General features: G+C 67.3%; 14 protein-coding genes and 1 pseudogene. 3 read left to right on the top strand and 12 right to left on the bottom strand.

Features of this window, described 5'->3' with window-relative positions; genetic code table 11:
* The first annotated feature begins 18 nt into the window (after window positions 1-18).
* On the top strand, window positions 19-1,407 hold the full coding sequence (locus tag JS278_RS06870) for a sugar porter family MFS transporter (protein WP_114044530.1): 1,389 nt from the start codon (window positions 19-21) through the stop codon (window positions 1,405-1,407).
* Window positions 1,408-1,538: 131 nt separating this feature from the next.
* Window positions 1,539-2,597 (top strand): LacI family DNA-binding transcriptional regulator, encoded by a 1,059-nt coding sequence (locus JS278_RS06865; protein WP_114044529.1) that lies wholly within the window; start codon window positions 1,539-1,541, stop codon window positions 2,595-2,597.
* 25 nt (window positions 2,598-2,622) lie between these two features.
* Here JS278_RS06865 and JS278_RS06860 read toward each other — a convergent pair whose 3' ends face one another.
* From JS278_RS06860 to JS278_RS06850, 3 genes are all read right to left on the bottom strand, one after another.
* Window positions 2,623-3,510, bottom strand: coding sequence for a carbohydrate ABC transporter permease (locus JS278_RS06860; RefSeq protein WP_245935232.1), 888 nt, complete (start codon window positions 3,508-3,510; stop codon window positions 2,623-2,625).
* A gap of 16 nt (window positions 3,511-3,526) precedes the next feature.
* Complete coding sequence (locus JS278_RS06855) at window positions 3,527-4,432, bottom strand: carbohydrate ABC transporter permease (protein ID WP_114044527.1); 906 nt, start codon at window positions 4,430-4,432, stop codon at window positions 3,527-3,529.
* 69 nt (window positions 4,433-4,501) lie between these two features.
* The gene (locus tag JS278_RS06850; RefSeq protein WP_114044526.1) at window positions 4,502-5,839 is read right to left on the bottom strand and encodes an extracellular solute-binding protein; all 1,338 of its coding nucleotides are present in this window, start codon (window positions 5,837-5,839) and stop codon (window positions 4,502-4,504) included.
* Between the two features lie 330 nt (window positions 5,840-6,169).
* Here JS278_RS06850 and arfA point away from each other — a divergent pair, with 330 nt between their 5' ends.
* Window positions 6,170-7,708, top strand: coding sequence for an arabinosylfuranosidase ArfA (arfA, locus tag JS278_RS06845; RefSeq protein ID WP_114044525.1), 1,539 nt, complete (start codon window positions 6,170-6,172; stop codon window positions 7,706-7,708).
* Between the two features lie 94 nt (window positions 7,709-7,802).
* Here the strand turns inward: arfA and JS278_RS16375 are convergent, their stop codons facing one another.
* The 9 genes and pseudogenes from JS278_RS16375 to rplS all read right to left on the bottom strand — a co-directional run bounded on the left by JS278_RS16375 (window position 7,803) and on the right by rplS (window position 15,000).
* Window positions 7,803-8,615, bottom strand: a complete 813-nt coding sequence (locus tag JS278_RS16375) for an FGGY-family carbohydrate kinase (protein WP_245935231.1) — start codon at window positions 8,613-8,615, stop codon at window positions 7,803-7,805.
* A gap of 131 nt (window positions 8,616-8,746) precedes the next feature.
* Window positions 8,747-9,430 (bottom strand): annotated as a pseudogene (locus JS278_RS16370) (FGGY family carbohydrate kinase); the annotation flags it as partial.
* A gap of 96 nt (window positions 9,431-9,526) precedes the next feature.
* Window positions 9,527-10,678: a DNA-processing protein DprA gene (gene dprA, locus JS278_RS06835; RefSeq protein WP_114044524.1), complete on the bottom strand. Its 1,152-nt coding sequence runs from the start codon at window positions 10,676-10,678 to the stop codon at window positions 9,527-9,529.
* A complete protein-coding gene (locus JS278_RS06830) occupies window positions 10,675-12,201 on the bottom strand; it encodes a YifB family Mg chelatase-like AAA ATPase (protein ID WP_114044523.1) in 1,527 nt (508 codons plus the stop codon). The genes dprA and JS278_RS06830 overlap by 4 nt, the downstream gene beginning before the upstream one ends.
* Entirely contained in the window at window positions 12,198-12,632 is a 435-nt protein-coding gene (locus JS278_RS06825; RefSeq protein ID WP_114044522.1) for a YraN family protein, read from the bottom strand. The genes JS278_RS06830 and JS278_RS06825 overlap by 4 nt, the downstream gene beginning before the upstream one ends.
* Window positions 12,633-12,746: 114 nt before the next feature.
* Window positions 12,747-13,055 (bottom strand): DUF2469 domain-containing protein, encoded by a 309-nt coding sequence (locus JS278_RS06820; protein WP_114044521.1) that lies wholly within the window; start codon window positions 13,053-13,055, stop codon window positions 12,747-12,749.
* Window positions 13,052-13,687 (bottom strand): ribonuclease HII, encoded by a 636-nt coding sequence (locus JS278_RS06815; RefSeq protein WP_114044520.1) that lies wholly within the window; start codon window positions 13,685-13,687, stop codon window positions 13,052-13,054. The genes JS278_RS06820 and JS278_RS06815 overlap by 4 nt, the downstream gene beginning before the upstream one ends.
* Window positions 13,688-13,719: 32 nt before the next feature.
* The gene (lepB, locus tag JS278_RS06810; RefSeq protein ID WP_114044519.1) at window positions 13,720-14,517 is read right to left on the bottom strand and encodes a signal peptidase I; all 798 of its coding nucleotides are present in this window, start codon (window positions 14,515-14,517) and stop codon (window positions 13,720-13,722) included.
* A 129-nt stretch (window positions 14,518-14,646) separates the two neighbouring features.
* Window positions 14,647-15,000 carry a 50S ribosomal protein L19 gene (gene rplS / locus JS278_RS06805; RefSeq protein ID WP_114044518.1) on the bottom strand — a complete coding sequence of 118 codons (354 nt, stop codon included), beginning with the start codon at window positions 14,998-15,000 and terminating at the stop codon, window positions 14,647-14,649.
* Between the last annotated feature and the right edge of the window lie 149 nt (window positions 15,001-15,149).

Raw genomic sequence — 15,149 nt, 5'->3', positions numbered from 1 at the left:
ACAGCCCCAGGAGTGTTCATGACTTCCCCATCCGACAAGAGGATCTCCAGCAAATTCATCTACTTCTTCGGGTCCTTCGGCGGGATCCTCTTCGGCTACGACATCGGCGTCATGACCGGAGCCCTCCCCTTCCTCCAGAGCGACTGGACACTGGACGGCGGCTTCGAGACCGGAGCGGTGACCTCGGCCGTCATGTTCGGCGCCATCTTCGGCGGGGCGCTGGCCGGCCAGCTGTCGGACCGTCTGGGCAGACGCCGAATGATCCTCATCTGCGCGCTGGTCTTCGTACTCGGATCGGTGCTGTCCGGCGTCTCCCCCCACAACGGCGTCGCCTTCCTGATCTGCTCGCGCACCATCCTCGGCCTGGCCGTGGGCGCCGCCTCGGCCCTGGTACCGGCCTACATGTCGGAGATGGCGCCGGCACGCCTGCGCGGCAGCCTCTCGGGCATCAACCAGACCATGATCGTCTCAGGGATGCTCATCTCCTACATCGTCGACTTCCTGCTCAAGGATCTTCCCGAGCAGTGGGCCTGGCGGCTGATGCTGGGTCTTGCCGCAGTACCAGCCCTCATCCTCTTCCTCGGTGTGCTGAACCTCCCCGAGTCGCCCCGCTACCTGGCCCACCGAGGACTCATCCCCCAGGCCCGCAAGGTGCTCAGCTACATCCGTAGGCCCGAGGACGTCGACGCCGAGCTCGCGGACATCCAGCAGACCGCGGAACTGGAGAGCAGGGCCAGCAAGATCGCCTGGTCGACGATGTTCTCCTCGAAGTACCGCTACCTGCTCATCGCCGGGGTCGGCGTGGCCGCCTTCCAGCAGTTCCAGGGTGCCAACGCCATCTTCTACTACATCCCGCTGATCGTGGAGAAGGCCAGCGGCACGGCAGCCAGTTCGGCTCTCATGTGGCCCATCATCCAGGGCGTCATTCTGGTGATCGGCTCCTTGGTCTACATCGCCATCGCCGAGAAGTTCAACCGCCGCGCCCTGCTGACCGTCGGCGGCACCGTGATGGGCCTGTCCTTCCTGCTCCCCTCGGTCATCAACATGCTGGCGCCCCACGCCAACCCGATGCTCATCGTGGTCTTCCTGTGCATCTACGTCGCCTTCTACTCCTTCACCTGGGCGCCGCTGACGTGGGTGCTGGTCGGCGAGATCTTCCCGCTGGCGATCCGCGGCCGGGCATCCGGTCTGGCCTCCTCCTTCAACTGGATCGGCTCCTTCCTGGTCGGCCTGCTCTTCCCGGTCATGACGGCCCAGATGCCCCAGCAGGCGGTCTTCGCCATCTTCGGCGTGATCTGCATCCTCGGCGTGCTCTTCGTGCGCACCCGGGTGCCCGAGACCCGAGGCCGCACCCTCGAGGAGATCGAGGCCGCGGGCACCGGGCGCACCGACAAGATCGACGTCTGACTCCCGGCCCCTGAACCGGCGCCCCCGAGTGCCCAGATCCCGAGAGGTCCGGGTCCACGGAGGCCGGGGGTTCCGCCGGGCCAGGCCGTAGGATGCCCACAGACCTCCAGACAAGGACGGGCCCTGCCGCGATGAATGAACGCCCCCACGCCACGGTCGGCACGACAGGCTCCACCAGAGCCACGGTGAGGGATGTCGCCGCCCGGGCCGGGGTGTCCCCCAAGACCGTCTCGAATGTCATCACCGGGAAGACCTTCGTACGGCCAGAGACACGTCGGAAGGTCGACGCCGCGCTCGCCGAGCTGGACTACGTGCCCAACCTCAGCGCCAGGGGTCTGCGCAACGGCAGGTCGGGCATCATCGCCCTGGCGCTACCGGATCTGGAGACCCCGTACTCGGCGGAGATGGCGCACTACTTCGTCGAGGCGGCCCGCGCCCGCAGCTGGGGGGTCCAGATCGAGGAGACGCGCGGGCGCCCTGACCGCGAGCAGCAGCTGCTCTCCCGCGCATTGTCCCGACTGGTCGACGGGCTCATCCTCAACCCGGTCTTCCCCGACGAGCTCACGCTCGGCGAGGACTCCCTCCTTCCCCCGACCGTGCTCATCGGTGAGGTTCTCGACCTCCCCTTCGACCAGGTGCGGGTCGATCCGGAGGCGGCGTCCTACGACATGACCAGCTACCTCATCGGTCTCGGCCATCGGCGCATCGCGCTCCTCGGATCCCAGGGAGCCTCGACGGCGTTCACCGCCGCCCTGAGGACGCAGGGATACCGCAGGGCCATGCTGGACGCCGGCCTCCAGACCGACCCGAGGCTCGAGATCGCCTGCGACGAGTGGAGTCCTCGCGGCGGGGCACGGGCCATCAGTGCGTTCATCGACAGCTTCCCACTGCCCGACGCCGTCTTCTGCCTCACAGATTCCCTGGCTCTGGGCGTCATCAGCGCCCTGTGGAGCCGAGGCATCCAGGTTCCCCGAGGGATCTCAGTGGCAGGTTTCGACGACATCGCCGACGGCGAGTTCGCCGCCCCGCCGCTGACCACCGTCAGCTTCAACAAGGAGAAGCTCGCATCCCGAGCGCTCGACCGTCTCGCCGAGAGGATCCTCAAGCCCTCCCTGTCCGTACGCTCCACCCGCATACCTCACAAGATCGTGGCGCGACAGAGCACTGTCTCGCGCGCCACGACCCGCTGAGGGCCTGTCGGCCCCGCCCCCGTCCTCAGCCCTTCAGGCCGCTTCCGGCCACACCTTCGACGATCTGGCGCTGGAAGATGAGGTAGATGACGATCAGCGGCAGGGCGGCCAGCAGCGCCCCGGCCTGGATGTCGGCGTACCTCAACCCGTAGCTGCCCTGGATGGTCGCCAGCCCGACCGGGATCGTCATGAGCCCGGGGTTGGAGAGCATGTAGAGCGGCAGCATGAGATTGTTCCAGACTCCCACGAAAGTCAGGACCGTGACGGCCGCGATGACCGGGCGCGAGAGCGGCATGATGACCTTGACGTAGACCATCCAGACGCTCGCCCCGTCCAGCCTGGCCGCGTGCTCGAAGTCTTTCGGAATCGCGTCGAAGAACTGCTTGAAGATGAACACCGCGATCACCGCGGGCACCTGCGGGAAGATGACGGACCAGTATGTGTTCAGCAGCCCGATGGCGTTGAGTTCCTGGAAGATCGGCACGATGAGCACCTGCGCGGGAATCATGATTCCCAGCAGGATCATCGCCAGGACGACCTTCGCTCCACGGAAGTTCAGTCTCGACAGCGCGAACGCCGCCATCGAGGCGAACACCACGGTGAGAACCGTCGAGATCACCGACGTGATCCCGCTCGCCAGGTACCAGTTCCAGATGTCCGAGCTGCCCAACAGCGTCGAGAACGAGTGCAGCGTCGGATTCCAGGTCTTCAGGATGTCCTTGGCTCCGAGTGCGGCCACACCATTGTCAGTCAGCGAGGTCTTGAGCGCGAAGAGACTGGGTATCAGCCAGATGACGGCGAAGGCGATGAGGACCACCAGAGCGACGACGTTGAAGGCCTTCGCGCTGATCGATGCACGCGCTGTGGTGGCCCGGGCCGGGGCCACAGCCGTCACCGGAGACTTCCTTGACATGACACCAGTGCTCATCTCATGCCTCTTTCCTGGCCGAGAACCGGCCTGCCAACTGCCGCACCAGTGCGACGATCATGATCAGGATGAAGACCAGGACGCTGGCCGCCGACGCGGCGCCCGTCCGATTGTCGGTGAACGCCACACCCGTGACGACCTGGAGTGCCACCTGGGTCGATGTACCCGGTCCCCCGTTCGTCATGAGGTAGACCTGATCGAAGATCTTCAGGCTGGCGATGATCTGGAGGAGCAGCACGAGCCCGGTGGTCCGCCCGAGCATCGGAATGGTGATCCGGCGGATCTGAGCCCACTCCCCGGCCCCGTCGACCGCCGCGGCCTCGTAGAGTTCACGCGGTATCTCCTGCAGCCCGGCCAGATACAGCACGAAGTTGAAGCCGAGGGTCCACCAGACGGTGGCGATCGCCACGCCGATCATCGCCGTGCGCTCCCCCGACAGGATCCCGGTACCGGGGGTGAGCCCGAACAGCTGCTGCACCGAGGCCCACAGCCCGGTGGCAGGGGTGAAGATGAACACCCAGATGAGAGAGATGGTCGCCGACGGCAGGATGTACGGCATGAAGAACGCCAGGCGGTAGAACCACTGACCGTGCCTGGTCCGATTGGACAGGACGGCGAAGAGGAAGGCCAGGATCACCAGCGGAGGCGTCGTGTATATCGTGAAGAGCACGGTATGCCACAGGGCTTCCCGGAAATCGGTTCTGGTGAACATCTCGGCGTAGTTCTTGAGACCGACGAACGTGCCTAGCCCGGATCTGACCGCGGATGTGTTGAAAAAACTCATGATGAACATGTAGATCGTCGGACCGAGGAGGAATGCCAGGTAGAAGATCCCGAACGGAAGCACGAACAGCCATGCGGTCTTTCCGTCATTCCTTTCAACGGGAGCGACGGAATTTCTCACCATCGTCGCCGAACCCGTCCGCGCTGACCTGATGGAAGCAGTAGACACAATATTGTCCCTTCAAATTCCTGCTCAGAGAGGGCTCTCGGTGTCGAGGTAGACCCGGAGCTGCTGCTTGATGACGTTCATGGCCGCCTGGGGGGTCGCCGACAGCTGCTGGGCCAGGCCGAGCTGCGCGCCGACGATGTTCTCGAAGGTCGAACCCGACCCGCCGTACCAGGTGGGATCGTCGTAGACCGCGGCATCGGCCGCCGAAGAGTAGTTCGCCTGCGGACGCAGGCTCCTGTACGCCTTGCTGGTTGCAATCGGCTGGTACGCGGGGATGTGTCCGCCTTCGGCCCAGGTCATGCTCTGCTCCAGCATCTTCTTGATGAAGAGCATCACCCGATGGCGCTGCTCGTCGGTCCGCTTCTTGCGCGGGATGATGAAGCAGTGCGAGTCGGCCTGAGCGGCCGGCCTGTCATAGACGGTCGGGATTCTCGCCATGCCGAACTTCAGGCCGTTGATGGACTGGGCGGTGGTGATCTCCCACTCCCCCTGAAGGTACATGCCGGCTTTTCCGGTGAACATGTAGTTCTGCGCCGTGGAGTAGTCCAGGCCCTTGTTCAGCCAGCCTTGCCTCACCCAGTTCTGCATTCGGGCGACCGTGTCGATGAAGAGGTCCTCATTGACTGTCAGTTCGGTGCCCCCGCCGGATATGAACGGAGTGGCTCCCTTACGCTGGTTGTAGAGCGTCCAGAACAGCCGCCACGGGGTCGCCACCTCCCCTCCGGCGTTGGCCACGGTGATCGCCGTTCCCCCGGTGACCTTGCTGATGGCTCGGAGCGCGGCCTCGAAGTCCGTGAGTCCCCTGATCTCCTTGAGGTTCCCGTCGGCGTCCAGGAGCCCGGCCTTTCCGCAGACCTCGGAGTTGAAGAACATCACGAACGGGTGCGTGTCCAGCGGGATCGCGATGGTGTGCCCACCGGTGATCTGGGCCTTCCACGGCTTCGTCGCGAAGTCGGAGGCCGAGAGCCCCACGGAGGCGAGATCGGCGTCGGTGATGTCCTCGATGATGCCACCGGCCCTCAGCGGCTTCGCCCGCGTGAGATGGGACACCGCGACATCTGGCGGTTTGTTCCCGACCGTGGCCAGCGTCACCTTGGTGTAGTAGGGATTTCCCCATGTGAAGGTCGTCGCCTGGAGGGAGCCCGGACCGTGCGCCTTCCGGTAGCCGGCCTCCATGGCCTGCATCCGCGTACCGTCACCGCCCCCGAACAGGTTCCAGTAGACCAGTGTTGACGGATCGAGTTCGGAGCCGAAGAGGCCGGCGGCCACCGGGCTGGAGCAGCCCGCGAGAGCCGTTGCCGCGACCGCCATCCCTCCCCCGAGGAACCCACGCCGAGTCATGGCTCGGCCTGTGTAGTGCATCTGGTACGACCTCCTCGTCGCTGACACGCCAGTGAGAGTCCAGGAGCCCGAGTGATTACATCGTGGTAATCATAGGGTCAGAACTCTGGCGTGTTCCCTGTGAGGCTGATCCTGACACACTGATTCAGCATCGGTCAAGAGCCAATAATGTGATGCAGAATCACATTATTGAGATGCCGTGGCGCCAGATCAGGTCCGGATCGGTCCGATGCCGCCAGCAACTGCTCTAACGATGTAATCGGTGCCATACTGGTGCGGGGCCCGGCCACGGGCTCCGCACCCGAGTCCAGTTGACGGCTGGGGCGCCACCAGTTCCACCAGAGGAGTTTCATGTCCAGGGCCACGATCACCGCCGACCGCGACTTCACGGTGGGGCCGGTGCCCCACCGCCTGTTCGGATCCTTCGTCGAGCACATGGGCCGGTGCGTCTACTCCGGCATCTACGAGCCAGGCCACCCGCAGGCCGAAGAGCACGGCTTCCGCCGCGACGTGCTGTCCCTGGTCAGGGAGCTCGGCGTCTCGGTTGTCCGCTACCCCGGCGGCAACTTCGTGTCGGGGTACCGCTGGGAGGACGGCGTCGGGCCCGTCTCGCAGCGCCCCCGTCGTATCGACGGAGCCTGGCACAGTATCGAGACCAACGCCTTCGGCCTGCACGAGTTCGCCGACTGGGCCCGGCAGGCCGACGTCGAGATCATGGAGGCTGTGAACCTCGGTACCCGCGGGGTCGACGCCGCCCGGTCCCTCGTCGAGTATGCGAACCACCCGGGAGGTACCTGTCTCTCGGACCTCCGGCGCCGCAACGGCTCCCCGGACCCCTTCGGCATCAAGCTGTGGTGCCTGGGCAACGAGATGGACGGCCCCTGGCAGATCGGCCACAAGAGCGCTGACGAGTACGGCCGACTCGCCACCGAGGCCGGCAAGGCCATGAAGCTCGTCGACCCGTCCATCGAACTCGTCGCATGCGGATCCTCCAACTCCGGCATGCCCACCTTCGGGACGTGGGAGCAGACCGTGCTCCGCCATGCCTACGACGTCGTCGACAACATCTCTCTGCACGCCTACTACGAGGAGCAGGACGGCGATGTCGCCAGCTTCCTCGCGACTGCCCTCGACATGGATCACTTCATCGAGTCGGTCGTCGCGACGGCGGATGCGGTGCGCGCGGCCGGCAAGCACGACAAGCGGATCAATCTGTCCTTCGACGAGTGGAACGTCTGGTACACGAGAAGGCCGGGCGAGGACCAGCCGGACGCCATCTCCGAGCGCGGCGGGTGGCATGAGCACCCCCGGATCATCGAGGACGCCTACTCCGTCACCGATGCCGTGGTGGTCGGGACACTTCTCAACTCCCTGCTGCGCCACGGGGACCGGGTCCGGATCGCCAACCTGGCCCAGCTGGTCAACGTCATCGCGCCGATCCTCACCGAGGAGGGCGGGCCCGCCTGGCGCCAGTCGATCTTCTGGCCGTTCTCACAGATGGCGAATCGTGCGAAGGGACAGGTCCTCCGACTGGCCGTGGACGGCGACCGCTACCGCACCGAGAAGTTCGGCGACGCGGATCTCGTCGATGCCAGTGCCACCTGGGACGATGAGAACGGATGCGTCTCCATGTTCCTTGCCAATCGCGGCCTCGAGGAGAGCGCCGAGGTCTCCGTGGCCCTCCGCGGCCTGGACACGGCGCGCATCGCACGTGCAGAGGTGCTGACCGTGCCGGCGGGCGCGGACCGATTCGCCACCAATGATGCCGGCCGGCCCGATCGGGTCCGCCCGGCGGCCCTTGACGGCGTCGTCCTCGACGGGGCCACCACCCGGTTGACCCTGCCGCCCTTGTCATGGGCCGTCGTGGAACTCGATGTGACCCGCTCCTGAAACTCGCTCAGGGATCTCCCAGCACACAGATCTCCCAGCACCGGAGGACGCAGATGCCCGGGCCCGATCGGGCCCGGGCATCTGCGACTGTGGGTCAGCGGTTGACCGCGGGCACCGCCTCCGGTGCCACCCGCTGAAGCTCCAGGGCCTTGCGGTACCGGTCGAGGTAGACCGAGAAGCCGATGACGTCGGCCCGGGCCGGCTCCATCACGCTGGTGCTCGCCGTGGCGAAGACCTTCTCATCGAGGAAGTGGGCCAGGCTCATGGTCCCGGCCTCGCCGAGGTAGGACGCCAGAAGCGCCATGCCCCAGGGCCCGCCCTCCCCGGCGGTCTCGCCGACGGCCACCGGTGCGCCCAGCGCCGCGGCCAGGATCCGCTGAGCCGGGCCCGCGGTGCGGAACAGCCCGCCGTGGGCCAGCAACCGGTCGACCTGCACGTCCTCAGCATCCAGGATGCGCATGCCGAGACTCAGGGTGGAGAACACCGCATAGACCTGGGTACGCATGAAGTTGGCCAGGGTGAAGGAGCTGTCGGGCGCCCGCACGACGAGGGGGCGCCCGTCGGGCAGGTCGGCCACCGGCTCACCGGAGAGGTTGTTGAAGGAGAGCAGGCCGCCTCCGTCCGCGTCTCCTTCCAGAGCCTCGTTGAGCAGGGCGGCGAAGACGCCGTCCTGGCCGACGTCGGCGCCGATGACTTGGGCGAAGCGACCGAACAGCCCTGCCCACTGCGACAGTTCGCTGGCGCCGTTGTTGCAGTGGACCATGGCCACGGCGTCACCGGACGGTGTGGTGACGACGTCGATCTCCTCGTGAACCCGACCCAGGGGCCGCTCGAGGACCACCATCGCGAAGGCGCTCGTCCCGACAGAGACATTGCCGGTGCGGCGGGCGACCGAGTTCGTGGCCACCATTCCGGTGCCGGCGTCGCCCTCGGGGGACAGAACGGGATCCCGGGACGCAGCGCCCCGGTCGGATCGAGAAGCCTAGCTCCCTCCTCGCTCAGCTCGCCCGCTTCGGCACCGGCCGGCAGCACCTCGGGCAGCAGCTTCGCCAGTTCCAGACCAGGCACCCGGGCGTCGATCAGGGAGGCGACGACGTTCAGCATCCGCTGGTCGTAGCCCCCGTTCTCAGGATCGATCGGGAACATGCCGGAGGCATCGCCGACACCGAGCACCGCCCTGCCGGTCAGCTTCTCGTGGACATAACCGGCAAGCGTGTTGAGTGCAGCGATCCGTCCGATGTGCGGTTCCTCATCCAGCACGGCCTGATAGAGGTGAGCGATCGACCATCGCTGCGGGATGTTGAAGCCCAGCGCCTCGGTGAGCCCGGCCGCGGCTGGTCCGGTCGAGGTGTTGCGCCATGTCCGGAACGGCACGAGCAGTTCTCCGGCGGCGTCGAAGGCCAGGTAGCCGTGCATCATCGCCGAGACCCCGACCGCCCGGAACGAGGTGGGGGTGACGTCGTAGTTGCGCTGGACGTCGGCCACCAGATCCGCGTAGCAGGCCTGCAGACCGGACCAGACGGCGTCGAGCGAATACGTCCACCGGCCGTCGGCCAGTTCATTCTCCCAGGCGTGACCTCCACTGGCCAGCGGCCTGAAATCCGGTCCGACGAGGCATGCCTTGATATTTGTGGATCCGAATTCGATTCCCAGACTGGCGCGTCCAGTCTCAATGATATCCCGGGCGCCTGAGCGTCCCGGCTCTGTGTCAGCTGCGGTCATGGGCTGCCTCCTTGCGGCTCGTTAACGTTCACATAAGAGGATATCATCCGATTCCCGTCCAATGCCCGCACAGCCCGTGACGAAGGCGATCCCGGGTCAACCGTGCAGCCTCACCGACCACCGGCCGTCGGCCCCGTACCTGGCCATCCCCCGATCCTCCAGCTCCTGGAGGGCCAGGAGGCAGTCGGTCAGACTCACCAGTGCCGCCCGGGACAGCTCCTCGACCCCCATGGCCCCGCGGGACGGCAGTGCCTCGTGGACCCTCAAGACCTCGGGATTCAGAGCATCGGTCCGGTGCTCGGGCACGGGTTCGCGAGGGAGCTCCGGCTGCATCGGCCCGAGCGCCTCCCGTACGTCGTCGGCGTCACGGACCAGATCGGCCCGGTGGTCCCGGATGAGGCTGTGGGGACCGACCGAACGGCTGGACGTCACGGGGCCGGGTACGGCCAGGACCTGCCGGTACATGTCCGAGGCCCAGTTCGCGGTGCTGAGCGCCCCCGACCTGGCGGCGGCCTCGACGATCACCGTTCCCCCTGCCAGAGCGGCGATGATCCGGTTGCGGGCCAGGAAACCGGGCCGCGTCGGGTGGCTCCCGGGAGCGGCCTCCGAGATCACCAGCCCCTCATCAACGATCCGTTCCAGCACCGCCCCGTTGCCACGGGGATAGAGTTCGTCCAGCCCGCCCGCCTGTACGCAGATCGTCCGGCCGCCGGCCGTCAGCGCACCACGGTGGGCGGCGATGTCGATGCCGTAGGCCCCTCCGGAGAGGATGGTCCAGGTCTGCTGGGAGCCCCTGCGCCCGCCCGGACGGGCCAGGTCGTGGGCCAGCTCGACGGCGACGTCCTGTCCGTAGGCGGTCGCAGCGCGTGCGCCGACCACTGCCACGGCGGTGTCGCAGGACTCGGCGAGATCGAGCGGTCCCCTGGCCCACAGTCCGAGCGGCACCCCGCCCAGTCCCTGGTGGTCGAGGCGGTCGCATCGTGTGAGCTCGGACAGACTCGAGGGCCACTCGACGTCTCCCGGCATGATGAACCGGACGCCCAGCCGCACCCACCCCTCCACCAGGCGCTCCGGGTCCAGTGCCCGGGCTCGTCGGCCCAGGGCGGTGTCCGCACTTCTCACCTCCTCCCATCGCCGCGCCGCCGCGCCGGGCTCCGGGGGCCGGTCGAGATCGAGGCTTCCCGGGTCGTGGACGGCAGCCAGCGCCGCCCGGTTGATCCGCTCCTCGTCCCAGGGTGTGGGGTTCATGAGACCTCTCCTCTTCTCAGTGCCATCGCGAGCCGCAGCTGCGCCGAGGCGATCCGATCGGTCCCGGCCAGATCGGCCAGGGTCCATGCGATTCGCAGCACCTTGTCGACGCCGCGGGCGCTCAGCCTGCCGTGGGACAGCGCGTCCTCGATGAGCCCCGCGTCCGCGCACATCGGCAGGCCGCGCCGCAGGTAGGCCCCGCTCACCTCGGCGTTCACCCGCCACGGAGTGCCCTCCAGACGGCGCGCCGCCCGGTCCCGGGCCTCGACGACCCGGGCCGCCACCACGGCACTGGACTCGGGAATCGGCATGACGTCGGCTCCGAGCAGGTGCGCGCTGGTCAGGGGGCGCATCCTCTGGTGGAGATCGACCCTGTCGAGCACCGGTCCCGAGAGACGCGCGGCATATCTCAGCACCTGCTGGGGACTGCATCGGCAGCGCCCCGACGGGTCGTCGGCACCGCCGCAGGGGCAGGGGTTGAGTGCCATCACGAGCTGGAACCGGGCAGGGTACCTGGTCTGGGCCAGGGATCGGCCGATCGTCACCCAGCCCGTCTCCAGCGGGCCGCGCAGGGCGTCGAGGATCCGCGGCGGGAACTCGGGAGCCTCGTCGAGGAAGAGAACCCCGCGGTGGGCGAGGGTGATCGCGCCGGGGCGCGCGACCCGGGCGCCACCGCCGACCATTGCGGCCATCGAGACGCTGTGATGGGGTTCCGACAGCGGCGGGAGGGTGATCAGGCTCCCGCCGGGGTTGGTCCCGGCCAGGGAGTGGACGGCGGTGACCTCGAGGGCCTCGCCGCGGTCCAGGGGCGGGAGAATGGTGGGCAGCCGGGCCGCCAGCATCGACTTGCCGCAGCCCGGGGCCCCGCGGAACAGGATGTGGTGACGGCCCGCCGCCGCGACCTCGAGGGCGAAGCGGGCCTCCTGCTGCCCGATGACCTCGTTGAGATCACCGGCCGACGAGGGCCCGGGCTCCTGCTCGCCGCGCTCGACCGGTCCGGTGAGGACGGGGCGCCCCGACAGCACCTCCACCAGATCGTTCAGGTCGCCGACCGGCCAGACGGTGAGCCCGTCGACGAGCCGGGCCTCCCGCAACTGCCCGGCGGGCACCACGGCCTGCTCGAAGCCGGCAGCACGCGCCGCGAGCAGTGCGGGAAGCACGCCGCGCACCGGCCGGACCCTGCTGTCGAGCCCGAGCTCTCCCAGCAGAACGGTGCTGTCGAGCAGAGTGGGCGGCACGACCTGGACGCAGGCCAGGGCCGCTGCGGCGATCGCGAGATCGAAGTGGGTGCCGGCCTTGGGCAGCGAGGCGGGGGTGAGGTTGATGGTGAGCAGTTGGGAGGGCCAGGCCAGCCCGGCCGCGGCCACCGCCGCCCGGCACCGGTCGCGTGCCTCGTACAGGGCGGTGTCCGGGAGCCCGACCAGTATGGTCCGGGGAAGTCCTCCCCCGGTGGCGGCCTCCACCTCGACCATGGTGCCCTCGATGCCCACCAGGGCCACCGACCATGCGCTGGCTCCGATCATCTGCCGATCCCCCGCACATGGTCTATCAGGGGCTCGGTTCCGGGACGCCTCACCACTCCCACGGCGTCGATCCGCACCCTCGGGACCGGAACCTGGTGGCTGGCGAGCCAGGCCAGTGCCAACTCGTGGAGTTTGCGCTGCTTGGCCGCGGTGATCGACTCCAGCGGACTTCCGTATCCCAGCCCGGACCGGCACTTCACCTCGACGAAGACCAGGGTGCGGGGCCTGCCGGGCTCCAGCGCGACGACATCGATCTCACCCCGGTCGCAGGCCCAGTTCCGGGCGACGATCTGCCAGCCCAGCCCGCGCAGGTGCTGGATCGCGACGTCCTCGCCCCAACTGCCCAGCTGCGACCTGAGCCCGCGCCGGGATCGCAGTGCGGCACCCCTGGCGGTGGTCGGAACGGGATCTGACTCTGATGTGGTGGACATTGAAGATCACCTCCACCCCAGTTATCGCGGCGGGGAGGCGCCAATCTTCAGTTGTCCACAGGGGAGTCTCGCGGATCGTGTTGTCCACAGGGGCTTTCGGGCCCGGAGCGGTCCCTACTTGTCGGGAACCTCGAGCTCGGAATGGACGATCTCCTCGATCGACACGTCGCGGAAGGTGAGGACCTTGGCGGTCTTGACGAAGCGGGCCGGCCGGTACATGTCCCACACCCAGGCGTCGCCCATGGACACCTCGTAGTAGACGTCACCGCCCTCGGTGCGGACCTTGAGGTCCACGGCGTTGCAGAGGTAGAACCGCCGTTCGGTCTCCACCGCGTAGGTGAAGATCCCCACGACGTCCTTGTACTCGCGGTAGAGCTCCAGCTCCATGCGGCTCTCGTACTCGTCAAGATCCTCGGTACTCATGATGTGTGAACTCTAGCCGAGGCGGCCACATTGGCATACGAGAGACGATGCTGGGGGCTCGGGCCCAGGAGGTTCAGGCACTCCTGGTGCATCGCGGTCCCGTAGCCCTTGTGGATCGCGAATCCGTAGCCGGGAAGCTCCGCGTCCATGGCGACCATGATCCGGTCACGGACCACCTTGGCGACCACGGAGGCGGCCGCCACGCAGGCGCAGGTGGCGTCCCCCTTCCACATGCCCAGACCGGGACAGTCGAGCCCGTCCACCGCGAATCCGTCGCTGATGACGTATCCGGGACGTATCGCGAGTCTGGCGACCGCCCGCCGAAGTGCCTGGATATCGGCCTCCTGGATGCCGAGGCGGTCGCACTCGCAGGCGGGAATCTGCACCCAGGCCACGGCCCGGGCGCGCTCAAGGATCCGGTCGAAGCAGCGGTCCCGGGCCCTGGCAGTCAGTCTCTTCGAGTCGTCGAGCTCCTCAATGCGACCGGCGGGGCCGTCCTGGAGGATCGCGGCGGCCGCCACCAGCGGACCGGCGCAGGCTCCTCTGCCGGCCTCGTCGCAACCGGCCACAGGCCCCAGACCGGCACGGCGCAGCAGCCTCTCGGGACCCCTCGGACCCGGCCCTATCCTCATAGCGACGACCTCATATCAGTACCCTGCTCCGTTCACGGGGAGCAACTGGTCCCGACGCAGATCTGAGCCTTCTTCGGACCGGCGGCGCTCGGTGCGGGGACCGACTCGAAGGTGGCGGGTATGTGAAGCACTTTGAATCTCGACAATGGCACGAAGATGGCCCTCGCCGGGCCGACCACGTCGTCCTGGGGAATGAACGCCGTCGACCCCTGGTACTGGCCGGTGGAGATGTCCTCGAGGTGGTATCGGGAGTCGCCGGACTCATTTCGGTGGTCTCCCATCACGAAGATCCGTCCCGCGGGCACCACCACCTTGAAGGACATGGTGGAGGGCGCGACGGTCTGGCCGTCGACCTGATAGAGGTAGGACGACTCGTCGAGAGCCTTGCCGTTGACGGTGACGCGCCCCTTCGGGTCGCAGCAGGCCACCGTGTCGCCGGGCATTCCGATGACCCGCTTGATGAGGTAGTTCGAGCTGGTGTTGGGCAGCAGGCCGACGAACTCGAAGAACTTGCCGCCGGCGGAGCGCTCAGCGGGCCCGGCCCCCAGCCAGTGCTGGGAGTCCTTGAAGACGACGATGTCTCCGCGTTTGAAATGGATCGCCTTCATCGCCACGACCCGGTCACCGATCTCCAGGGTCTGCTCCATGGAACCCGACGGAATCACGAAGAGCTGTCCGACGAATGCCCGGATGACCGAGGAGATGATCAGGGCACCGACCACGATGAGAACGATCTCGGTGAGTCCACTGCGGAACTTCTGCCACCCGGCGGGGTTGTCCTGCTGCGTCTCGGGGGCCGAACTGCCAGATTGTCGTCGCTGGTGTGCCACAGGTCTTCCTTGTCGGGCGCGCAGCCGTGGGACCCTCCCGCGCTCTCGACGCCAACCGCAGTTTAGTCACCCGCAGACGTGTTGAGGGCCCCCGCCGTAGCGGGGGCCCTCAACACGGGTTCACGTGAATCAGCGGTTCGCGTGCTTCTCCTTGATCTTGGCGGCCTTGCCGCGCAGCCCACGCAGGTAGTAGAGCTTGGCACGGCGGACCCGGCCCTCACGCTCGAGCTCGATGTGATCGATGATCGGGGAGTGCAACGGGAAGGTGCGCTCGACACCGGTTCCGAAGCTCTGCTTGCGGACGGTGAACGCCTCCTGGATGCCGCCGCCGGTGCGGGAGATGACGACGCCGGTGAACAGCTGGACGCGGGACCGGTTGCCCTCGACGACCTTGACGTACACCCGGATGGTGTCTCCGGGACGGAAGTCGGGGATGTCGTCGCGCAGGGAGGCCTTGTCGATCTCCTGGATGACGTTGTTCATGAGATGTCCTTCGCCGGTGCCACAGGTCACCTGGTTCGCTTGAAGTCTGAAAGCCCGCCCCGCTGGACGATCCCCCTGTGGCAGGAGCCGACGGTGACAGGCACAGTCCCCCATTCTGTCACATGCTCCTCCTGCGATCCCAATCGACC

The organism is Acidipropionibacterium virtanenii, from assembly GCF_003325455.1.
Lineage (GTDB): Bacteria > Actinomycetota > Actinomycetes > Propionibacteriales > Propionibacteriaceae > Acidipropionibacterium > Acidipropionibacterium virtanenii.
Note: the sequence above shows the minus strand (reverse complement) of the source record. Positions and strands in the feature narration are given on the sequence as shown.